Source organism: Pseudoalteromonas carrageenovora IAM 12662 (genome assembly GCF_900239935.1).
Classification (GTDB): Bacteria; Pseudomonadota; Gammaproteobacteria; order Enterobacterales; family Alteromonadaceae; genus Pseudoalteromonas; species Pseudoalteromonas carrageenovora.
Genome location: NZ_LT965928.1, coordinates 1 through 22,282, shown reverse-complemented (window position 1 = coordinate 22,282; position 22,282 = coordinate 1). Strand labels below are relative to the sequence as shown.

The window sequence follows — 22,282 nt, the reverse complement described above, 5'->3', positions numbered from 1 at the left end:
AGGTTAATTAGTAATTTGAGAACTCTTCTTTAGAAAGCTCACCACTACCGTCTGTATCTAGCTCAATAAATTCAGCCATTAAATCTGTATCTACTGCCGCTTCGCTTGGGCTGATAGTGCCACTGCCGTCGATATCTAAACTATCGAAATCTGATGCTGCAAATGCAGCTGAAGAAGATGCGATAGCAATAAGAGCAAGTGCTTTATTTAGATGTTTCATAGCGTATTCCTTCATATTCAATGTTTTATCAAAAAATTGGTTTGCTAAAATTAAAGTCAAATTCACTTCCTTGTTATCCTCTTTCGTAAGCTCCCTTGCCTGCTTAGGTTGTCTTTGGCAACTCAGGATAAATCACTTTAAATTAAGCTTTTGAAAACTCTTCTTTTGATAACTCACCATTTTGGTCAGTATCGAGCTCTGAAAACATGCTCATTAGCTTTGCATCTACCGATGCTTCTGCTTGGCTAATTGCGCCATTACCATCTACATCTAACGTATCGAAATCTGATGCTGCAAAAGCTGCTGATGAAGATGCAATAGCGATTAGTGCTAAAGTTTTATCAATGCTTTTCATAATATGTATCCTTCAAATTTATGTGTGTGCGATTAAGTCTTTCACTGTAAATCACGTTTTCGTTCAGTACACTTAGACTATTACAACTTAAATGCCAACATTTAAAAGTTTATATATATCAATGCATTAAGATAACACCTTCGTTTTTTGAAGATTTTAGCTGTGATTTTTGTTGCTATTTAGCAACGCGATTTATAATGAAGAAATTAAATTAAACAAAAACAGATAGTTACAATTAAGTAAAAAGCTACAGTTTTGAGTATTTAATAGAAATGAGGGGGCTTTCCTAGAAAATTTAAGTAAACTATAAGCTAAGTAGGTTTGCAGTGAAAATGATAATTCTATTTTCAACTAACTCAACAAACTGTTATTTAAGGAAATTATATTTATTTTTAAATTAAATGAAGAAGTATTTTTAAATTTTTACACAAAATACCTTTTTGTTGCAAAAAGGCGAAACGTTACTACTCTACAGCCATATCAAGTACTGATGGGTCGATAAAATGTTCTTTCATAAATGCTTTCATTTCATCTTCACTGGCTAATAACCTAATTCCGCAATTAACACCCGATGAGTGCTCTTTCACACTGCAAATCTCACCCTGAAAATCCTTACTATTGGTATCTAGTATTACAGTGCATTGCATGTTTTTTAAGTCTTCGTCTTGTTGATCGCCCCTAACATCAAACATAACACCAGTGAGTGAAATATCTTTGATGATGCCTTCAAGTACTCTGTCATCGCTCACTTTTAATTTAGCCGGTAATAAGGTAGGTATGCGTGCTTGAGAGCGCAGAGCAAAAAGCTGTACTTGCTTAGGGTAGTTAATAAAAATCAACCTAGCAGGATGAGAAGCCACCGACATTATTTGTTGTCGAAATGCAATAATCTGCCCGCCACTGCCCTCTATTAATGCTCTTACTATAACCATTACACCATCGCGTAAATAATCACTACTCGCAGGCAAGCGCTTTGAACTAGGGTAATTTAAAATAATAAATTTATTTTCGAGCAAGCCTACAAACTCGGTTTTAATGCGCTTACTGTCGGTGGGAGTGAGTATTTCTAAGTCAACCAAGCCACTCGTAATGAGTTGGTGTAATTTATTTAGATTTGACGCTGGCATACTCTACCCCTGAGTTAGTTTAATAGCGTTTAGCCGCGCCAAAAAGTAGGCGTAAATAATACTAATAACGTGAATATTTCTAACCGGCCAAATACCATAGCAATAGTTAGCAACCATTTTGCGCCATCGGTAATTGCACCATAGTGCGAGGCAACATCACCTAAACCTGGGCCTAAGTTATTTAAACATGCAGCAGTGGCAGAAAACGCCGTTATGTTATCCATACCAGTCCCCATAAGCGCCAGCATAATAATAATAAACACCAGTGCATATGCCGAGAAAAAGCCCCACACGGCCTCTACAACCTTATCTGGCAATGCTTTACGGCCGAGTTTAATAGAGCATATAGCGCGTGGGTGTACAAGCCTATTAAGTTCACGTACGCCCTGTAAGTAAAGTAAAAACACTCTTACTACTTTCATACCGCCACCGGTAGAGCCTGCACAGCCACCAATAAAGCTCGAAAATATAAGTAAAATAGGTAAAAACAGCGGCCAAGTAGAAAAGTTATCGGTAGCAAAGCCTGCTGTTGTACTCATAGATACCGCTTGAAACAAAGCTTGATCGAGGGTCTCGTCGCCATTGGCAAATATTTCGTTGGATGAAAGCACAGTAAAACAAATAACCACCAGCGCTAATTGAATACATAAAAACACCTTAAACTCAGGATCACGTATATATACTTGAATGTTTCTGCTCGCCACTGCGGCGTAATGCAAAGAGAAGTTGACGGCGGCAATAATTAAAAAGAACACGCAAATAAAGTTAATCATTGGGCTGTCAAAATGACCCATAGACGCATCGTAAGTAGAAAAACCACCTATCGCGACTGTAGAAAACGCATGGCATATAGCATCAAACCACTCCATTCCTGCAGCCCAATAAGCCAGCATACACGTAATAGTTAACGACACATAAATATACCAAAGGTGCTTGGCAGTATCGGCTATGCGAGGGGTCATTTTAGAGTCTTTAACAGGACCAGGTATTTCAGCTCTGTATAACTGCATGCCACCCACACCAAGCATGGGCAGTATAGCGACAGCAAGTACGATTATACCCATACCGCCAAACCACTGGAGTTGCTGGCGATAGAATAATACTGATTTTGGCAAGTATTCAATACCCGTTAGTACAGTAGCACCGGTGGTTGTAAGGCCTGAAAATGCCTCAAATACGGCATCAGCCAAAGATAAGTTTGGCTCTTGTAAAAATATAAGCGGCAAGGACGCAAACGCCCCAAGTACCAACCAAAACAAAACAACAATCAAAAAGCCTTCGCGTGCTTTTAAATCGCCGTTTTCATGGCGGTTTGGGTAATAAGCCATCATGCCAATAACAACACTGAATATAAATGCTAAAACAAACGGAACACCACCACCGTCTTTATAAATTAAAGACACCAGTGCCGGTGGCACCATGGTAATACTAAACAGCGCAACAAGTTGGCCAAGAATTTTTATGATGGTACGAAATTGCATTTAGCTTATCGCTTTTATTATTAGTAAACTGAGATTGAGTAACTTCAATCAGATCAAATTAAACAGGTATGCATTAAATGCAATTTGTGTAGGTTATTACTCTTTAATAGTTAACTCAACTGCGCCGTGGCTTAAATCAAAAATATCTTTTATTGCTTGCTGGGCTTGTCGGCTATCTATTGTGATCACCCATTCAATATTAGCAGTAAATTGCTTATCAATATTAAGTACCTGATAACTGGTTTTTAATAACTGCTCTATTGCACCTTGCATGTTGTATTCACTTTGGCCAATAATTTCTACGCTAGGTACTTTAGTGACTGTTTTAAGTTGAGTAAGCGCATTATTAAGCGAGCCGCCATAAGCACGCACTAAACCACCCGTGCCTAACTTAATACCCCCAAAATAACGTGTAACCACTGCGGTAATTTCACCAAGCCCCGATCCCACCAGCACATTTAACATAGGTTTGCCTGCTGTGCCATTTGGCTCTCCATCATCTGAAAAACCATAAACATGGCTGCCACCAGGATTACCTGCTACATGCGCCCAACAATTATGGCGAGCATCTGAGTACTTTTCTTCAATGCTTTTAATAAACGCTTTAGCTGCATTTAAATCAGGTGTATGAGCTATATGAACAATAAAAGTGCTTTTTTTAATTTCTTCTTGGTGAAACACATCTTCGGCAGGGTATTTATATTCAGACATAGTTAAAGCTCAATTAAAAATGGGGCCAAAAGGCCCCTTTGTATTCGCGTATTTTAGCGCGTATTAGCTAACTCGTCTTTATAAGGATTTAGTCGAGCGCTAAATCACGAGTCATATTTTCTAGGCTATCTTCGTGAACAATAATGTTGTCTTCAATACGAATACCGCCATAAGGTTTAAATGTCTCAACTTTATCCCAGTTAATAAACTGTTTGTTGTCGGTTTGTGCTAAATCACCTAATAGTGAATCAATGAAATATAAACCCGGCTCTATAGTGAATACTTGGTTTTTCTCAATTTTTCGAGTACAACGCAAGAATGGGTGCCCTTCTGGTGACGGCTGATGCCCTCCTTTTTCATCACTCATAAAACCGCCCATATCATGAACTTGTAAACCTAAATGATGCCCGAGTCCATGCGGGAAAAAAGTAGACGTAATTTTACGCTCAACAATTTCTGCCGCTGGTAAGTTTACAATTTTGAAGTCGCTAAGAATTTGCGCAATACGGTTATGGCACTCAACATGTAAATCGCCATATAACATACCTGGTTTTAAACCTTTGCCTAACTCAATTTGCGTAGCCGTCATAGTATTAACAAGCTCAGCAAATTCACCCTGCTTTTTAAAATCGTATGTACGAGTAATATCAGCAGCGTAACCGTTGAAGTTTGCACCTGCATCAATTAAAAACGAATTATGAGTATGCGGCGCTTTAGGGTCAAAATGTGTGTAATGCAAAATAGCGCAGTTTTCGTTAAGCGCAACAATATTACCGTACGGCATTTCGTTTTCGCTTTGGCGTGTAGCCATAAGGTACGCTTGTTGAATATCAAACTCGCTACCACCGTTGTAAAACGTATCGCGTGCAGCTTTATGCCCGTCTACTGCAATGCGGTTAGCTTGGCGTAAACATTCAAGCTCGTACTGCGTTTTGTATGCACGATGAAAATGAAAGTAATTTAATACAGGCTCAGGGTTCATTAAACTAAAACCAAGTGCTTGTGCTACTTCAATGTACTCGCCCATATACGCATATTTAGCTTTATCGTATGGAAGTAGCTTTTCTACTTGATCAGGCTGTAGTAATAGCTCTATATCAAAGTACTCAGCCCAAAAGTCACGTGGCTCGTCAGGTACTTTATGCCAAAAATCAACTGGACGATAAAAAATAAGCTTTGGCTTATCGCTACCATTAACCACAACCCAGCAATGTGGATTATCTATTACAGGCAACCAAGCTTTAAATTGTGGATTAACTTTAAATGGGTAATACATGTCGTCTAAAAACTGGCGCTTAGCTTGGCCTGAGTGAATAACTAATCCCTCTAACCCTTCACGGTCACAAATTGTACGAGTACGCTGTTGCAGTGTTGCAATATGTTCGGCGTATAAAACGGCTAATTTATCCATTGTTAATCCATCTGTTAAATTTAACTTGCTTTGAGTCTACCACTTAAAGGCTGAGCGCTCAAAAAAGGGGGATATTTAACATGTAAATATCCCCCTTCTTAATGCTTATACCAATCGTGTTAAGTTATTACTCGGTGGGTATTATATATTCAACCACCCATTTTCATTTCAAGCAGCGGCGCAAGTATATTACCTTCTCTGCCCATTCGAGTGTGATACACCTGCCTATATGCAAATACATTTTTTACATAGTCGCGGGTCTCACGATACGGAATAAGCTCTACCCATAACTCAGCCGGAATTGCTTCATCGGGTAACCAACGTTTTATACGATGATACCCCGCATTATAAGAAGCTGTTGCTAGTACTTCGTTGCCGTGGTTTTTCTTTTTTAAATACTGTAAGTAACTTGTACCTAATCTAATATTAGTTTTAGGCTGATACAAACGATTACTCGATACACTTCCTTTATTTACGTACTCAGCAGTACTTGGCAATAATTGCATTAACCCACGCGCATTAGCATGCGAGCGAGCATCGGGCGCAAACGAGCTCTCACGCCTTGCAATTGCAATACTCCAAGCTGGATCAATTTTGCTACGTTTGCTGTAACGCTCAAATACATCTTGATATGCAAACGGAAAACGCTGCTCTACATTATCCCACGCTTTTATTTTAGCAAGTGTAAAAATAGTGCTGTCGTGCCAACCTAAATCGGTAGAGAGTATTGATGCAGCTAACTTTTCGTCAGCACTAGAGGTATCCGTTAAGTAATTCCACTCACGACGCGCTGAGGTAAATCGTTCTATATCGTAAAGCGCCTTTGCACGTTTAAACCCTGGTGCATTACTCACTTTATCTACCAACTTTTGATCAACCGCTAAAGGGTGGTTATTTAAATCAATAGGCAGCCCTAAACGCGCAGCAGCTAAAAAGCCGTAATAATCGCGATTAGCAGCCACTTTTTTCCAAATATCATCCGCTTTTTGTTGCTCGCCTCGTTTAGCGTAGCTATACGCTAACCAATATTGTTGGCCTAAGCTTAAATCTTCTTTGCCTGTAAAAAATGCAGCTATACCTTCCCAATCTTGGGTTTTGAGCATATTACCCAGCTGCCATTGTATTAACTTTTTATCTTGTCGGTCTTTAGGTACTTTATTTAACCAAAAGCTAGCTTGTTTGTGCCCGCTTGATGCAAGCGATAGCGCAAAGGTGTAATACACATCAGCCTTAGAAGCTTCGCTGTAGTTAAATATTTTTTCTAACTTTTCCCATGCTTTTAATGCAAGCTCTTTGTCGCGCCAAATTAAACGCTTAACCCCATAAAGGGCTATTTCGCCTTCTTTAGCCGATTTATTTTTATAACGATATAAACCAGCCGCTGCGCTTGGATCGCGGCGTACTTTTAAATATAAATCAGCTAAATAGCGTTCATTTTTAGGCAATAGTGTTTTTAAATAAGGTAATAAGCTTTGCGTACCGCCTTGCGCTGCGAGTGTAACGCGTTGCCATACGGTTTCTTCTTTCATGTAGCCTTTTTTCCGCCACTGAGAAAAAAGCGCATCACACTCATTGGGCTGCGACTTTCCAACAGCCCACAAATCAGTAACCTGATTAAAAATTGCTTTTTCAGGAGCCCCTAAATCAAGCTGAAAATCCAAATAAGCACACGTAAGCTCAGCATTTGAGGTTTGGCGATAATTACGAATATATGCCGCTTTTTTGTTTTTATCTTTTAAGTACTCTAACCACGCTTTTCGCACAGGCCATTCTAATGGCGTATGCTGATAAACAGTTAAGTAGTCTTCTATTTCAGCCTGGTATTTAAAGTTTGGGTTACGCTGCCAATAGGTTTTTTCAACATACGGTTTTAGCGGATGATTAAGTCCACTAACCGCTTCTTTAAAGTCTTGATAACTACCGTAACGTGCTTTTTTTTCAGCATCTAAAAATGCATCGTTATCGATACTCGCCCCGGCAGAGTAAAGAGGAAATATAAATGCAGCTGCCGCAACGTTTAATAAATATTTTTTCATAATGTCCTTTAATAAAAAATTAAAGCGATGACTAAAAACTTTCCATCACACCTTAGCACCAAACCAGCTATATTTTAACCAGCCGTTTGTAACCGAGTTAAATTTTTCGTTGCATTTTTAATTTAAAGCAAGCACACTGATTGAAATGCAAACTCATCGTACCAGTCTTAGTTCGTCAACTAGGGAGAATAATAATGTTATATAAAAGCGATTCCTTTGAAGTTAGCTTCCTTAAGGAAAACATCGCCGAGTTTAAGTTTTGTGTTGCAGGTTCTGTAAACACTCTATCTCAAAAAACTCTTTCAGATTGCGCGGCAGCATTAAAAGAATTAGCCGCTAATACTGATATCAAAGGCATGATTTTTACCAGTGATAAAGACCACTTTATTATTGGTGCCGACATCTTCGAATTTTTACCTACGTTTACTAAACCAGAAGAAGAATTAGTAACGTGGATCAAAAACGCAACCGACGTTTTTGATGCAATCGAAGATCTACCATTCCCAACACTAAGCGCTATAAACGGTATGGCACTTGGCGGTGGGTGTGAGTGGGCACTTGCTACCGATTATCGTGTTGCAAGCGAAACAGCTAAAATGGGCCTACCAGAAGTTAAACTTGGCATAATGCCTGGTTTTGGAGGCACAGTGCGCTTACCACGCATCATTGGCGCCGATAACGCAATGATGTGGATTACCTCAGGCGCAGAAAACCGCGCAGCTGATGCCCTTAAAGTAGGTGCGTTTGACGCGGTAGTTAGTACTGACAAACTACTAGAGTCAAGCGTAGCAACACTTGAATTAGCAATTGCTGGCAAGTTAGATTGGCAAGCAAAGCGCAACGTAAAACTACAGCCACTTAAATTAAACCGCGTTGAGCAAGGCATGAGCTTTGCTATGGCAGAAGGTATGGTAATGGGTAAAACCAAAGGCCACTATCCTGCACCGGTTATGGCAGTACGTACCATTAAAGCAGCGGCAAACTGTACTCGCGATGAAGCAATGGCAATCGAAAATGCTAACTTTGCAAAACTTGCGCGCACTAACGAAGCTGCAGCACAAACCGGTATTTTCTTAAATGACCAGTTCATTAAAGGCAAAGCACGCAAACTTGCTAAGCACAGCGATGTTGAAATTAAACAAGCCGCTGTATTAGGCGCAGGTATTATGGGCGGCGGTATTGCATACCAGTCAGCTTATAAAGGCACACCAATCATAATGAAAGACATCCAGCAGGATGCGCTAGATTTAGGTATGGGCGAAGCGTCTAAACTACTTGGTGCAAAAGTTAAACGCGGCCATATGCCAATGGAAAAAATGCTGGCAACGCTTAGCAAAATTAAACCAACGCTTAACGATGCCGACCTACAAAATGCCAACATTATTGTTGAAGCCGTAGTAGAAAACCCTAAAGTTAAGCAAGCCGTATTAGCTGATCTTGAAAAGAACATGCCTGAAGGCACTGTACTTACATCAAACACATCGACTATTTGTATCGACTTGCTTGCAGAAGCACTCGATAAACCAGAAAACTTCTGTGGTATGCACTTTTTCAATCCAGTGCCAAAAATGCCGTTAGTAGAAATTATCCGTGGTGCAAAAACTTCTGATAAAACAATTAATGCGGTAGTTGATTACGCCCTTAAACTTGGCAAGTCACCTATCGTTGTTAACGATTGCCCTGGCTTTTTTGTAAACCGAGTTTTATTCCCGTACTTTGCAGGCTTTAGCAAATTAGTGGTTGAAGGCGCTAACTTTGCAAAAGTAGATAAAGTAATGGAAAACGTATTTGGCTGGCCAATGGGCCCAGCTTACCTACTTGATGTTGTAGGTATTGATACGGCTTACCATTGTACTGGCGTAATGGCAGACGGTTTCCCTGAGCGTATGGCACGTGCAGAAAAAGATCCGGTAACTGTTTTTGCTAACGAAAAACGTTTTGGTCAAAAGAACAAAGCGGGCTTCTACAAGTACGAAACAGACCGCCGTGGTCGTCTTAAAAAATCAAGCGATGCAACAGCAGTTGAGCTACTAGCACCAATTACTGATGCACCTAAAGAATTTGATAAACAAGAAATCATTGACCGTTGTATGATCCCAATGATCAACGAAGTACTACTTTGTTTACAAGAAGGCATTGTTGCTTCTCCTCAAGAAGCTGATATGGCCCTTGTATACGGCGTTGGTTTCCCTCCATTTAGAGGCGGCGCGTTCCGTTACTTAGATCAAACTGGTTTAGCTAACTTTGTTGCATCAGCAGACAAATATGCTCACCTAGGTGCGATTTACCAAGTATCAGAGCAAACTCGCAAATGGGCCGAAGAAGGTCGTGTTTTCTATAAGGTGGAAGGTTAATATCATGAATAATCCAGTAATTGTAGATTGTATCCGCACACCAATGGGTCGCTCAAAAGGCGGCGTATTTAAAAACAAGCGTGCGGAAGACTTAAGCGCTCATTTAATGAAGGGCTTACTAGAACGCAACCCAGCGGTTGATCCAGCATCAATCGACGACATTTATTGGGGTTGTGTACAGCAAACATTAGAGCAAGGCTTTAACGTTGCACGTAACGCATCACTGCTTGCGGGTATTCCACACTCAGTACCAGCTACAACCGTTAACCGTTTATGTGGCTCGTCAATGCAAGCATTGCACGACGCAGCACGCGCTATTATGACAGGCGCTGGCGACACTTACCTAATTGGTGGTGTTGAGCACATGGGCCACGTTCCTATGACTCACGGTAACGACTTTCACCCAGGCTTAGCAACTTCAATTGCACAAGCGTCTGGCTCTATGGGCTTAACAGCTGAATACCTTGCTACTATTCACGGTATTAGCCGTCAACAGCAAGATGAGTTTGCTTATCGCTCACATCAACGTGCACATGCTGCAACAGTTGAAGGACGTTTCCGCCGCGAAATTTTAGCAATGGAAGGTCACGCAGCAGATGGCTCACTTATTTTAGTTGAAGATGATGAAGTAATTCGTCCTGAAACAACGGTTGAAGGTTTATCTCAGCTTCGCCCAGTATTTAACCCAGCTACAGGCTCGGTTACTGCAGGTACGTCTTCTGCTCTTTCTGATGGCGCATCAGCCATGTTAGTAATGAGCGAAGAAAAAGCAAAAGAGCTTGGCTTACCAATTCGTGCACGCATTAGAGCTATGGCTGTTGCAGGTTGCGATCCATCAATCATGGGTTACGGTCCAGTACCAGCAAGTAAAAAGGCACTTGCACAAGCCGGTATTACCATTGATGACATTGACGTAGCAGAACTTAACGAAGCATTTGCAGCACAATCACTGCCTGTACTTAAAGACTTAGGTTTAGCAGATGTGGTTGACGAAAAAGTGAATTTAAACGGCGGCGCAATCGCACTTGGTCACCCTCTAGGTTGTTCGGGTTCGCGTATTAGCACATCGCTTATTCACTTAATGGAAGACAAAAATGCAAAATACGGTTTAGCAACTATGTGTATTGGTTTAGGCCAAGGCATTGCCACTGTATTTGAACGTGTTCAAGACTAACTATTAGCTTAAACATGTAAACCATCTTGGTGATTAAAAAGGCGAACTGATGCAAATCAGTTCGCCTTTTTTTATTGTGCCACCAGCTAAATGAATAATGTGATCGGGTGTATTAAATTTAAGCCAGATTATTTATTACTTTATTGAGCTGATTCGTTATATGTAAAATAGTTAACCCACAGGTTTATTTGCGCTAAACTACCGGACCTAACCAAGCCGCGAATATTTTTACAGGTAACTTTTTATGAGCTTTGATAATCCCGATCACCAATTAGACGCCATGGGCCTACGCTGTCCAGAACCTGTAATGATGATACGCGCTGCTATTCGCAAAATTAATGAAGGCGAAACACTGCTTATCATTGCCGACGACCCATCAACCACCCGTGACATTCCAAGCTTTTGTACGTTTATGGATCACACGCTGGTGGCTAAAGATGTTGAAGAAGCACCGTATAGGTATGTGGTGAAGAAAGGACTGTAAAGGTTCTAGGTTCTAGGTTCTAGGTTCTAGGTTCTAGGTTCTAGGTTCTAGGTTCTAGGTTCATCAATATATTATGCTCTAGTTACCACGGAGCTCTTTAAATATGTTGAATTCTTTTTTTCTAAAAAGTGAGCAACCTCAAACCACTCAAAATTAAAATTAAATTCCTCTTTTTCATTTATATACAAAACAGGCGCTTTTAATTGCCTACCAAAATTGTCATCTTTATTAGTTAAATAATTTTCAGCTTCACTAATAGCCTCTTTAACTAGCTTTCTTAAGCTTATGATTAAATCAAATATACCTTCAAAGTAGCCATCAATGACATGATTCAAGTCTATTTGACCCTCTCTTTTGATACTTTCTTTAAAGTCAGTATTGAGTTTTGAAAAAAGATCCCTTCTATCTTTACTACCTAATGAATTGAGTTCTAATGGTATAGAAAACTTACTTCTCTTTTTATTCAAATTCTCGTATAAAATTAATAAGTTTATTGGAAGGAGCTTATGCTGACACAGGTTCCTATATTTACAAGCAAAAGCATAAAAATTATTATCAACGAAAACCCTATCTCTTACTTTTTTAAATGCAGCTAAAACTGACTCGTCAATTTCTTTTATTATTGAAGAAATACTATTACCTTCTTTATTTTCATAATATAAACGATCAAGTAATAACTTCCCTGTATTTAAAATACCTAAATAGGATACATTCAGCTTTGTTCTAGTCCTGTGATCCTCTATATTAGCACTGGGGCCTGAATGATTATCCATTTCTTGTGAAAACTGAGCTTCAGTTAGTAATATTTTGAACCTTTTAAACTCTTCTATAAAAACATCAAAAATATTTTCAATTTCAAACTTTCGAGACAGTGCTTTATATTTCTTCTGATACTCTACAGCTTCATCAATTGTTAGTTCTTTAGCTTTGATGCTATAGCCTTGGCCGTCACCTTCCTGAATATAATACTCTATATAGTTTTTCATTTGCGCAACTAAATCCCTTTACTAATAAATCTATCAACTCACTCGGGCAGCTAAAAGCTAAAAGCTGACGGCTTATAGCTTACAGCTCTTACTTCTTAGTTATAGTCACTTTCGGCTCATCGTAGTCACTGTAATCAATGCTTACTATGTAGGTGCCTTTTATTGCGGGCGAGTAGCTAAAGTAATTATAAATAGTATTACAGTCGGCAAGCGCTGGTTGGCCAAGTGTTAGTTTTTGCCCTTCAGGTTGTACGTCGCTATAGCCACAGTTGTAGCCTTCACTAAAATCGGCATCGGCTATTTTAAACTCGTATACTTTACCTGGCGTACTAAATTTAACTTCTGCTTGGTAGAGCGCAGGACCTACTGGCATAAATTGATACTGAGGTTCAGCATCCCAAAGCGTAAAGTCGCCTCTTAAGTAAATGGTTTTATCTAGCTCTTGTTGTGGCAGTACGTCGTTAATAGAAATTTGGCTAGTACAGGCTGTAAGTAAGCCGGCAATAGCAAGGGTTAAAATTCGTTTCATTGGGATCATCAATAGGTATCCTTTACGTTCTGTGAAAACTAAAAAGCCAGCAAATCGCTGGCTTTTTAAATTGCTAAGTTAGCTTATTTTTGTAACACAGAAATATCTGCAATACCTAAAAATAATCCGCTTAACTGGCTTAGTAGCGCAAGACGATTTTGCTTAACTGCTTCATCGTCGGCCATAACCATTACGTTGTCAAAAAAGTTATCAACACTTTGACGAATACCCGCTAATTGGCTTAACGCCTCTTGGTAGTTTCCATCTGCATAAAGTGGTGCAAGCTCAGTGGCAAATTTTGCCACTTGTGATGCTAATACTTTTTCAGCGTCGTCGCTTAATAAGCTCTCATCAACATCACCTTGACTAGTAATATTGTTTTTAGCCAGAATATTACCTACACGCTTATTAGCCGCTGCAAGCGCTTCTGCTTCGTCTAATGTACGGAAATGGCTTACCGCTTTAACACGGCGATCAAAATCAACTGGCTTAGTAGGACGGCGTGCAAGCACAGCTTGAATTACGTCTACTTCAATACCTTCATCTTGATACCATGCGCGAAAACGCCCTAGCATAAAATCAAATACATCCGTTGATACATTTAGATTAGTTAACTTATCGCCAAACAATGTTTGTGCTTTTGCTACTAGGTCTAAAATATCAAGTGGGAGCTCTTTTTCTACCATGATGCGTAGTGCACCAATAGCAGCACGACGAAGCGCAAATGGGTCTTTATCACCTTTTGGTGCTTGGCCTATACCAAAAATACCCACCAGCGTATCAAACTTGTCTGCAATCGCTACCGCGCAGCTAATTAGGTTTGTAGGTAAGCTATCGCCTGCAAAACGTGGCATGTATTGCTCGTTTTGCGCTATAGCTACATCTTCAGCTTCACCATCGTGGCGAGCGTAATGCATACCCATAACACCTTGTACGTCGGTAAATTCCATTACCATTTCGGTCATTAAGTCTGTTTTACTTAATAAACCAGCACGCTTAGCAAGGTCTTTGTTGGCGCCTAACTGCTCAGCAATGTATCCAGCAAGTTCGCTAATACGTACAGATTTATCTTTAAGCGTACCTAACTGCTTTTGGAATAAAACGGTATCAAGCGACTCTAGACGGCTTTCTAATGTTTTCTTTTTATCAGTTTCAAAGAAGAATTGTGCATCAGCTAAACGTGGGCGCACTACTTTTTCGTTACCTGATATAACCACACTTGGATCTTTACTTTCGATGTTAGATACAAACAAAAACTTATTTAAAAGTTTGCCGTTTTGATCTAATAACGGGAAGTATTTTTGATCGTCCTTCATGGTGTAAATTAGCGCTTCGGCTGGTACATCTAAAAATGCTTCTTCAAATGTAGCAGTTAAAGTAACTGGCCACTCTACAAGTGATGTTACTTCTTCTAGTAAGTCTTCATCCATCGCGACAACAGCGTTAACTGCGCTTGCTGCCTCTTCTATTTGTGTACGTATTTGCGCTTTACGCTGCTCGTAGTCAGCAATAACGTAAGCCGATTTAAGTACATCAAAAATATCATCAGCATGGTTAATACTAATTTTTTCTGGATGGTGGAAACGATGGCCTTGTAGTTGGTTACTTACTTGTTTACCAAGTATTTCGCCTTCTAGTAACTCACTACCAAATAAAATAGTTACTGTATGAACTGGGCGAATAAATTGTGTTTTATTCGCGCCCCAACGCATAGGCTTAGGGATTGGTAATTTACTTAATGCTTTAGCGATGGCATCTGTCATTAGCGCTTTAGTTTCTTGCCCTACTACTTTAGCAATGTGCAATAACCAAGCACCTTTATCGGTTTCAAGTGTTTGCGCTTCACTTACGTCAATACCACAACCACGTGCCCAACCCATAGCTGCTTTAGTTGGGTTACCTTCACTATCAAACGCTGCCTTTGTAGCTGGGCCGCGCTTTTCTACTTCTTTGTCTTGTTGCTTAGCTTCAAGCGATTTTACTTGTAAACCCAAACGACGAGGCGATGCATACCAGCTTACACCTTGGTGTGCTAACTCTAGTGTTTCTAGCTCTTGAGTTAAATTTGCAGCAAAGGCTTCTGCTAATTTACGCAGTGCTTTTGGTGGCAACTCTTCGGTGCCAATTTCTACTAATAAATTTTGTGCTGACATTTTACTTATCCTTACACAGCGGGAAACCAAGCGCTTCACGTGCATCGTAATAACTTTGTGCACACGCTTTAGATAACGCACGAACGCGTAAAATATAACGCTGACGTTCTGTTACCGATATTGCGTGGCGAGCATCTAACAAGTTAAATGCGTGCGATGCTTTCATTACTTGCTCGTATGCAGGTAGTGGTAAGTTAGCTTCAATTAACTTTTGGCTTTCTGCTTCACACTTATCAAACTGTGCAAATAAGTCTTCTACGTTTGCATGTTCAAAGTTATAAGTAGATTGCTCTACTTCATTTTGATGGAACACGTCGCCGTATGTTACACGCCCTAGTGGACCGTCAGCCCATACTAGGTCGTAAATGCTATCTACGCCTTGAATGTACATTGCTAAACGCTCTAGGCCGTAAGTAATTTCACCTGTTACTGGTGAGCACTCTAAGCCGCCTACTTGCTGAAAGTAGGTAAACTGAGTTACTTCCATACCGTTTAACCAGATTTCCCAACCTAAGCCCCATGCACCTAGCGTAGGTGATTCCCAGTTATCTTCTACAAAGCGAACTTCGTGAGTAAGGGTATCAATACCCATTGCCGCTAACGAGCCTAAGTAAAGCTCTTGGATGTTATCTGGCGATGGCTTAAGTACTACTTGAAATTGGTAGTAATGTTGTAAGCGATTTGGGTTTTCGCCATAGCGACCATCCGTAGGACGACGACATGGCTGAACGTACGCGCTCGACATTGGCTCTGGGCCAATCGATTTTAAAAATGTTTGCGGGTGGAATGTCCCTGCGCCCACTTCCATATCAAGTGGTTGAATAATGACACAGCCTTGCTGCGCCCAATAATCCTGTAAAGCCAGGATCAAACCTTGGAAGGTTTTAACGTCATATTTTTGCATATTTGGCTTTTTACTATCTGAGAAGTAGCGTGAAAATTACCCTCAGTATACCTTGTGCACACTCAGGTTTTAAGCAGTTTGTGCTGTTGATAAAATAAAAAAGGAGCCATTAGGCTCCTTTTAAGATGTAAGTATAATTTTTTACACGTCTAAGTTAACTACGCGTAGTGCGTTCGTTTCAATAAACTCACGACGAGGCTCAACTTGATCGCCCATTAATGTTGCAAACAATTGATCCGCAGCAACTGCGTCTTCAATAGTTACTTGTAACATACGACGAGCGCTAGGATCCATTGTAGTTTCCCACAGTTGGCTAGGGTTCATTTCACCTAATCCTTTATAGCGTTGAATATAGATCCCGCGCTTAGATTCTGTGATCAACCATCCCAAAGCATCCACAAAGTTATCAACAGGTTTTGTTTTCTCACCGCGTTGAATATATGCGCCTTCACCAAGGATATTTGCAATGTTAGTACCAGTCACAGCAATGCGTTGGTAGTCACGTGATGCAATAAAGTCATAATGAAGTACGTGTGCTTTATCAACACCGTGCTGACGAATATTCACAACCGGGAAGTATAGGTTACGCTCAGCGTCATGCTCAGTACCCGCATGGAAAATTGTTGCGTCTTCATCACGTTCAATAAGGTCATCAACAAGCTCTTTAGTCCAAGCAATTACTTTAGCTTCGTCTGAAAGGTCATCTGTTTTCAGCTCGCTTTGATAAATTAAACGTTCCATTACCGTATTAGGGTATTTACGTTTTAAGCGCTCAATTACTTTAACTGTGTTTTGGTAATCATGAACGATTTGCTCTAGTGCTTCACCTTCAATCGCACCTGCATCTGCACTTGTATAAAGTGCAGCATTATTTAGTGCTAACGAAGTTAAGTAATCAACGAGTGCTGGATCATCTTTAATATAACGCTCTTGCTTACCTTTTTTCACTTTATAAAGCGGCGGCTGTGCAATGTAGATATATCCACGCTCAACAATTTCCGGCATTTGACGGTAGAAGAAAGTAAGTAGTAGCGTACGAATGTGAGAACCATCCACGTCCGCATCGGTCATGATGATGATACGGTGATAGCGTAGTTTTTCAGGGTTATATTCATCGCGGCCAATACCACAACCTAATGCAGTAATTAGCGTAGCTACTTCTTGCGAAGATAACATTTTATCAAAACGCGCTTTCTCTACGTTTAAAATTTTACCTTTTAGCGGAAGAATAGCTTGATTTTTACGGTTACGTCCCTGCTTGGCTGATCCGCCAGCAGAGTCCCCTTCCACTATGTATAGTTCAGACTGGGCTGGGTCTTTTTCTTGGCAATCTGCAAGCTTACCTGGTAAGCCAGCTAAATCCATTGCGCCTTTACGACGTGTCATTTCACGTGCTTTACGCGCCGCTTCACGAGCACGAGCTGCGTCAATAATCTTACCTACAACAATTTTGGCATCCATTGGATTTTCTAATAAGAAATCAGTGAATTTTTCAGCCATTGCTTGTTCAACTGCAGATTTAACTTCGCTTGATACTAGCTTGTCTTTCGTTTGTGATGAGAACTTAGGATCAGGAACTTTAACACTAACAACTGCAGTTAAGCCTTCACGTGCATCATCGCCCGTTGCATTACTGGTTGTTTTAGCTTTTTTGTTAAAGCCTTCTTTTTCCATATAGTTATTAAGTGTACGTGTTAGCGCAGATCTAAAACCGGCTAAGTGAGTACCACCATCACGTTGTGGAATGTTGTTTGTAAAACAGTAGATGTTTTCTTGGAAGCCATCGTTCCACTGCATTGATACTTCAACGCTAATACCATCTTCTTCTCGTTCGTGAGTAAAGTGGAATACACCTTTATGTACCGGTGTTTTATTACGGTTTAGGTATTCAACAAATGCCTGAATACCACCTTCGTATTTGAAGTGGTCAGATTTATTTTCTTCACGCTCATCACTTAAGATAATACTAACGCCAGAGTTCAAGAATGAAAGCTCGCGTAAACGCTTAGCTAAAATATCATAATGAAAATCTAGGTTTGTGAATGTTTCGCCGCTTGGCCAAAAACGTAATTCAGTACCTGTTGTTTCAGAGTCGCCAATAATAGCGAGTGGTGCATCTGGCACACCCATAGTATAAAACTGTTCATGAAGTTTACCTTCACGGCGAACTGTAAGCTTTAACTTTTCAGAAAGCGCATTTACAACTGAAACACCAACACCGTGTAAGCCACCTGATACTTTATAAGAGTTATCATCAAACTTACCACCAGCATGAAGTACCGTCATGATAACTTCGGCTGCTGATACGCCTTCTTCTTCATGGATAGAAGTTGGGATACCACGACCGTTATCTCGTACTGAGACAGAACCGTCTAAGTGAATAGTTACATAAATATCATCACAATGACCTGCTAAGGCTTCATCGATAGAGTTATCAACTACTTCAAACACCATGTGGTGTAAGCCTGTGCCATCATCGGTGTCCCCTATATACATTCCAGGACGCTTTCTTACTGCGTCTAATCCTTTAAGTACTTTAATACTCGACGAGTCATAATTCTCAGACATGGTTAATCCCACTTATCTTGTTATTAGGTTGCCATGTTTCACGTGGAACATTTGTAGTTCTCGTTGCATGGGTTCCACCACAGCAGAAATACTTTCAGATAAAATTGAAGATATAAAAATTTGAGAACTGCAGTGAGCAAGCAATTGCCCCACTTTCTCTTTTGTATCTTCGCCTAGCTCTGAAGGTAAATCATCTATTAGCAATATAGATTGCTTATCTGTCTCTGACTCAATTAAACTATTTTGCGTTACTTTTAACGCATACAATAGCAGCTTTAATTGACCGCGAGAGAACGTGTTCTCAACACTGTTGCCAGCGACACTAAAACTAAAATCAGCCTTATGAGGCCCTTTACTTGTAAATCCTTGGCGAGAGTCTCGCTCAAAGCTTTGCTCTAATGCATCGTTAAGAGATTCAGTCTCTTTCCAGCCTGCGTTATAGCTAATTTCTAAATCGCGTATAAGCGTTAATTCTGCACACATTTTACCAAAAAATTGCTGCTTAAACCTACTTATATACGCCATTCTTAATTTATTTATTTGTTCAGCCAGTCTAACAAATTCTTTGTCCCAAAACCTAATTTGGTCAAAATAATTCTTAGGCTTAGTTTTAAGTAGCGCGTTACGTTGTTTTAGTACTTTATTAAACGACTGCCATAAGAAAAAAACTCATGTTCCACGTGGAACAAACCTAAATCTAAAAACTTCCTGCGTTCTTTCGGACCACCAAAAAATAAAGAATAGCTCTCAGGCGTAATAATTTGTACCGGCATTAACTGCGCAAGCTCAGACATTTTCCTACTTGCTTTGCCTTGGATTTTTAAATTAGTTTCACCACTTTGGGTTTTACTAATACCAATTGGGATCGATAAATCGTGAAGCGCCTTACGCCCATGAATTACAAATTGTTCTTGCTGATGCGAAATAATGCTTTTATGTTTTGGTGTTCTAAAAGATTTGCCGTGAGAAAGGTAATAAATAGCTTCTAAAAGGCTGGTTTTTCCGCTGCCGTTTTCACCATAAATTATGTTAACGCCGTTGACTGGTTCTAGCGTCAATGCCTCAATATTACGAAAATATTTGAGGCTCAAATGACTTAAGCTCATTATATATTTATAGTCTTATAAGCGCATTGGCATAACTACGTACATAGCTTCTTCATCGCCTGCACCTTCGATAAGTGCGCTGCTGTTTGAATCGGCTAATGTAAATAAAACATCTTCTGTTTTTAATGTGTTTAAAACATCAAGTACATAAGATACGTTAAAACCAATTTCTAAATCATCACCTTCGTAATTTACTTCTACCACTTCCTCAGCTTGCTCTTGCTCTGGGTTGTTAGCTGTAATTTTAAGTAAACCATTTGAAAGATTTAATCGCACGCCTCTAAATTTTTCGTTAGATAAAATAGATACGCGTTGGAAAGCATTTCGTAACCACTCGCGATTAGCTGTAATCACTTTGTCACCACCACGTGGTAATACACGACGGTAATCAGGAAAGCGCCCATCAACTAATTTACTGGTAAAAGTAAACTCAACATCAATAATACGAATATGATTAGCACCAAATTGAATAGTTACTAATTCATCATCAGCAACCATAAGGCGCATAATTTCTTGCACACCTTTACGCGGTATAATTAATTGGCGCTGTGTATTAAGTGATTGCGTCAGCTCTTTTTGAGCAATAGCTAAACGGTGGCCATCAGTCGCAACTGTTTTTATATCAGTGTTATCGACCTCAAACGACATACCATTTAGGTAATAGCGTACGTCTTGATTAGCCATCGAAAAATGCGTGCTTTCTAGTAATTTACGAAGCTCTATGCGAGTAAGTTGAAACTCAACTTCACCATCCCACTGTTCTAAGTTAGGAAAGTCTTCAGCAGCAAGTGTAGTTAATGAAAAGCGACTTTTACCACTTGTTAAAAGTAGTTGGTGCTCTTGTAAGCTTAAAGTAAGGTCTGAACCATCTGGTAGACTTTTACAAATATCGAGTAATTTTTTAGCGGGTAACGTTAATTTTGTATCGGCAATATCATCACCTACAAAAACGCCTGCAACCAACTCAATTTCAAGGTCTGTCCCTGTCATTGAAAGTTGTCCGTTTTCTACCACTAACAATACGTTAGATAAAATAGGTAACGTATGCTTACGCTCTATAGCACCCGATACTTGCACTAATGGCTTTAAAAATTGTTCTCTTGAAATTGTTATTTGCATAATAAAGTCAGCCCTAAGATGACAATGTTCTTATTAAATTTTGATAATCTTCTTTTATTTCGTGGCTTTCATCACGTAGTGATTTTACCTTACGACACGCATGTAATACGGTGGTATGGTCACGCCCGCCGAATGCGTCACCAATCTCAGGTAAGCTGTGATTAGTTAATTCTTTAGATAACGCCATTGCTACTTGGCGAGGCCTTGCTATAGAGCGACTACGGCGCTTAGATAGCAGATCTGATACACGAATTCTGTAATACTCGGCTACCGTGCGTTGAATGTTATCTATAGTTACAAGCTTGTCTTGCAGTGCTAATAAGTCACGCAGTGCTTCTTTTACAAAGTCGATAGAAATAGGACGACCCGTGAAATTGGCGTTAGCTATTACACGGTTAAGTGCACCTTCTAATTCACGTACATTAGAACGTAATTTTTTAGCAATAAAAAAGGCCACCTCGTGCGGTAAGTTAATTTTACTCTGCTGGGCTTTTTTCATCAAAATAGCAACGCGCGTTTCAAGTTCTGGTGGCTCAATAGCAATAGTTAAACCCCAGCCAAAACGAGATTTAAGACGGTCTTCAACGCCTTCAATTTCTTTTGGGTATCTGTCTGAGGTTAAAATTATTTGTTGATTACCTTCAAGTAGCGCATTAAAGGTATGAAAAAATTCTTCTTGAGAACGCTCTTTATTAGCAAAAAATTGAATGTCATCGATCATCAATGCATCAACACTACGGTAGTAACGCTTAAATTCTTCTATCGCATTATTTTGTAGTGCTTTAACCATATCTTGTACAAAGCGCTCTGAATGCATGTAAACAATTTTAGCATCAGGCTTATTTGCCATAATGCCATTACCTACTGCATGTAATAAGTGAGTTTTACCTAAACCTGTTCCGCCATATATAAATACAGGGTTAAAAGCAGAGCCTGGATTATCAGCAACTTGAGTTGCTGCAGCTTTTGCTAATTGGTTAGATTTACCTTCAACAAAACTATCAAAGGTATAGTTTTCTTTTATATTAGATTTATAACCTGACTTAGGAGCAGGTTCAACAACAGGCTTTTGTTCACGCGGCTGTTGTTTTGTAGCTGTTTGCTGAGCACTTGGCGCTGATTGAGTTTCAACAGCTGGTGCAGCTTGGGTATTTAATAAAGGCTTACTACCTACATCAAAACGCAGCTCTGGTGCTTCTACACCACAAATTTCTACTAATAATTCGTTAATTCTATTTAGGTATTTTTCTCTCACCCAATCAAGTACAAAGCGATTAGGTGCATAAATAGTTAAGGTATCTTCGGTACTTTCTGCTTGTAGTGGTCTTACCCACATACTGAATTGCTGCGAAGGCAGCTCATCTTGCAATACATATAAACAACTTTGCCAAACCGACAGATACACAGTTAAACTCCCAGAGATATAATTTTTATTCCCGCACATCATTAATGATTAAAAATCATACATTTATTACGTTCAGTTGGCCAAATAAGCGACCCAAGACCGGGTATTATGAAGGCACTTTATCCACAAGTAAAAGATTGATTTTTATCAAATTGTTGA

General features: G+C 39.8%; 17 protein-coding genes and 1 pseudogene. 3 read left to right on the top strand and 15 right to left on the bottom strand.

Annotated elements, in window-relative coordinates; genetic code table 11:
- Positions 1-7 precede the first annotated feature (7 nt).
- From ALFOR1_RS00090 to ALFOR1_RS00060, 7 genes are all read right to left on the bottom strand, one after another.
- Positions 8-220, bottom strand: coding sequence for an EF-hand domain-containing protein (locus ALFOR1_RS00090; RefSeq protein ID WP_058548171.1), 213 nt, complete (start codon positions 218-220; stop codon positions 8-10).
- Positions 221-362: 142 nt separating this feature from the next.
- Positions 363-575: an EF-hand domain-containing protein gene (locus tag ALFOR1_RS00085; protein ID WP_104641686.1), complete on the bottom strand. Its 213-nt coding sequence runs from the start codon at positions 573-575 to the stop codon at positions 363-365.
- A 464-nt stretch (positions 576-1,039) separates the two neighbouring features.
- Complete coding sequence (locus tag ALFOR1_RS00080) at positions 1,040-1,702, bottom strand: flagellar brake domain-containing protein (RefSeq protein ID WP_104641685.1); 663 nt, start codon at positions 1,700-1,702, stop codon at positions 1,040-1,042.
- Positions 1,703-1,731: 29 nt separating this feature from the next.
- Positions 1,732-3,183: a TrkH family potassium uptake protein gene (locus ALFOR1_RS00075; RefSeq protein ID WP_104641684.1), complete on the bottom strand. Its 1,452-nt coding sequence runs from the start codon at positions 3,181-3,183 to the stop codon at positions 1,732-1,734.
- A gap of 96 nt (positions 3,184-3,279) precedes the next feature.
- Positions 3,280-3,894 (bottom strand): YigZ family protein, encoded by a 615-nt coding sequence (locus ALFOR1_RS00070; RefSeq protein ID WP_058548175.1) that lies wholly within the window; start codon positions 3,892-3,894, stop codon positions 3,280-3,282.
- 88 nt (positions 3,895-3,982) lie between these two features.
- The gene (gene pepQ / locus ALFOR1_RS00065; RefSeq protein ID WP_104641683.1) at positions 3,983-5,305 is read right to left on the bottom strand and encodes a Xaa-Pro dipeptidase; all 1,323 of its coding nucleotides are present in this window, start codon (positions 5,303-5,305) and stop codon (positions 3,983-3,985) included.
- Positions 5,306-5,454: 149 nt separating this feature from the next.
- Positions 5,455-7,341: a transglycosylase SLT domain-containing protein gene (locus tag ALFOR1_RS00060; protein ID WP_104641682.1), complete on the bottom strand. Its 1,887-nt coding sequence runs from the start codon at positions 7,339-7,341 to the stop codon at positions 5,455-5,457.
- Positions 7,342-7,535: 194 nt separating this feature from the next.
- Here ALFOR1_RS00060 and fadB point away from each other — a divergent pair, with 194 nt between their 5' ends.
- From fadB to tusA, 3 genes are all read left to right on the top strand, one after another.
- Positions 7,536-9,695: a fatty acid oxidation complex subunit alpha FadB gene (gene fadB, locus ALFOR1_RS00055; RefSeq protein WP_058548178.1), complete on the top strand. Its 2,160-nt coding sequence runs from the start codon at positions 7,536-7,538 to the stop codon at positions 9,693-9,695.
- 4 nt (positions 9,696-9,699) lie between these two features.
- Positions 9,700-10,869 carry an acetyl-CoA C-acyltransferase FadA gene (fadA, locus tag ALFOR1_RS00050; protein WP_058548179.1) on the top strand — a complete coding sequence of 390 codons (1,170 nt, stop codon included), beginning with the start codon at positions 9,700-9,702 and terminating at the stop codon, positions 10,867-10,869.
- 244 nt (positions 10,870-11,113) lie between these two features.
- Complete coding sequence (gene tusA / locus ALFOR1_RS00045; RefSeq protein WP_104641681.1) at positions 11,114-11,353, top strand: sulfurtransferase TusA; 240 nt, start codon at positions 11,114-11,116, stop codon at positions 11,351-11,353.
- Positions 11,354-11,424: 71 nt separating this feature from the next.
- Here tusA and ALFOR1_RS00040 read toward each other — a convergent pair whose 3' ends face one another.
- The 8 genes and pseudogenes from ALFOR1_RS00040 to dnaA form a co-directional block, all read right to left on the bottom strand.
- The gene (locus ALFOR1_RS00040; protein WP_104641680.1) at positions 11,425-12,339 is read right to left on the bottom strand and encodes a hypothetical protein; all 915 of its coding nucleotides are present in this window, start codon (positions 12,337-12,339) and stop codon (positions 11,425-11,427) included.
- Positions 12,340-12,427: 88 nt separating this feature from the next.
- Positions 12,428-12,877 (bottom strand): hypothetical protein, encoded by a 450-nt coding sequence (locus ALFOR1_RS00035; RefSeq protein WP_104641679.1) that lies wholly within the window; start codon positions 12,875-12,877, stop codon positions 12,428-12,430.
- A 74-nt stretch (positions 12,878-12,951) separates the two neighbouring features.
- Positions 12,952-15,021: a glycine--tRNA ligase subunit beta gene (gene glyS / locus ALFOR1_RS00030; protein ID WP_104641678.1), complete on the bottom strand. Its 2,070-nt coding sequence runs from the start codon at positions 15,019-15,021 to the stop codon at positions 12,952-12,954.
- Between the two features lies 1 nt (position 15,022).
- Positions 15,023-15,925 carry a glycine--tRNA ligase subunit alpha gene (gene glyQ / locus ALFOR1_RS00025; protein WP_013463645.1) on the bottom strand — a complete coding sequence of 301 codons (903 nt, stop codon included), beginning with the start codon at positions 15,923-15,925 and terminating at the stop codon, positions 15,023-15,025.
- Between the two features lie 141 nt (positions 15,926-16,066).
- A complete protein-coding gene (gyrB, locus tag ALFOR1_RS00020; RefSeq protein ID WP_104641677.1) occupies positions 16,067-18,493 on the bottom strand; it encodes a DNA topoisomerase (ATP-hydrolyzing) subunit B in 2,427 nt (808 codons plus the stop codon).
- 12 nt (positions 18,494-18,505) lie between these two features.
- Positions 18,506-19,599: pseudogene (gene recF / locus ALFOR1_RS00015) on the bottom strand (DNA replication/repair protein RecF).
- A gap of 15 nt (positions 19,600-19,614) precedes the next feature.
- Complete coding sequence (gene dnaN / locus ALFOR1_RS00010) at positions 19,615-20,718, bottom strand: DNA polymerase III subunit beta (RefSeq protein ID WP_058548188.1); 1,104 nt, start codon at positions 20,716-20,718, stop codon at positions 19,615-19,617.
- 13 nt (positions 20,719-20,731) lie between these two features.
- A complete protein-coding gene (dnaA, locus tag ALFOR1_RS00005; RefSeq protein ID WP_104641676.1) occupies positions 20,732-22,123 on the bottom strand; it encodes a chromosomal replication initiator protein DnaA in 1,392 nt (463 codons plus the stop codon).
- Positions 22,124-22,282: the final 159 nt, after the last annotated feature.

Excerpts from the sequence above, each read along its gene's own strand:
- ALFOR1_RS00090 (WP_058548171.1), bottom strand. The coding sequence starts at position 220 with ATGAAACATCTAAATAAAGCACTTGCTCTTATTGCTATCGCATCTTCT.
- ALFOR1_RS00085 (WP_104641686.1), bottom strand. The coding sequence starts at position 575 with ATGAAAAGCATTGATAAAACTTTAGCACTAATCGCTATTGCATCTTCA.
- ALFOR1_RS00080 (WP_104641685.1), bottom strand. The coding sequence starts at position 1,702 with ATGCCAGCGTCAAATCTAAATAAATTACACCAACTCATTACGAGTGGC.
- ALFOR1_RS00075 (WP_104641684.1), bottom strand. The coding sequence starts at position 3,183 with ATGCAATTTCGTACCATCATAAAAATTCTTGGCCAACTTGTTGCGCTG.
- ALFOR1_RS00070 (WP_058548175.1), bottom strand. The coding sequence starts at position 3,894 with ATGTCTGAATATAAATACCCTGCCGAAGATGTGTTTCACCAAGAAGAA.
- pepQ (WP_104641683.1), bottom strand. The coding sequence starts at position 5,305 with ATGGATAAATTAGCCGTTTTATACGCCGAACATATTGCAACACTGCAA.
- ALFOR1_RS00060 (WP_104641682.1), bottom strand. The coding sequence starts at position 7,341 with ATGAAAAAATATTTATTAAACGTTGCGGCAGCTGCATTTATATTTCCT.
- fadB (WP_058548178.1), top strand. The coding sequence starts at position 7,536 with ATGTTATATAAAAGCGATTCCTTTGAAGTTAGCTTCCTTAAGGAAAAC.
- fadA (WP_058548179.1), top strand. The coding sequence starts at position 9,700 with ATGAATAATCCAGTAATTGTAGATTGTATCCGCACACCAATGGGTCGC.
- tusA (WP_104641681.1), top strand. The coding sequence starts at position 11,114 with ATGAGCTTTGATAATCCCGATCACCAATTAGACGCCATGGGCCTACGC.
- ALFOR1_RS00040 (WP_104641680.1), bottom strand. The coding sequence starts at position 12,339 with ATGAAAAACTATATAGAGTATTATATTCAGGAAGGTGACGGCCAAGGC.
- ALFOR1_RS00035 (WP_104641679.1), bottom strand. The coding sequence starts at position 12,877 with ATGATCCCAATGAAACGAATTTTAACCCTTGCTATTGCCGGCTTACTT.
- glyS (WP_104641678.1), bottom strand. The coding sequence starts at position 15,021 with ATGTCAGCACAAAATTTATTAGTAGAAATTGGCACCGAAGAGTTGCCA.
- glyQ (WP_013463645.1), bottom strand. The coding sequence starts at position 15,925 with ATGCAAAAATATGACGTTAAAACCTTCCAAGGTTTGATCCTGGCTTTA.
- gyrB (WP_104641677.1), bottom strand. The coding sequence starts at position 18,493 with ATGTCTGAGAATTATGACTCGTCGAGTATTAAAGTACTTAAAGGATTA.
- dnaN (WP_058548188.1), bottom strand. The coding sequence starts at position 20,718 with ATGCAAATAACAATTTCAAGAGAACAATTTTTAAAGCCATTAGTGCAA.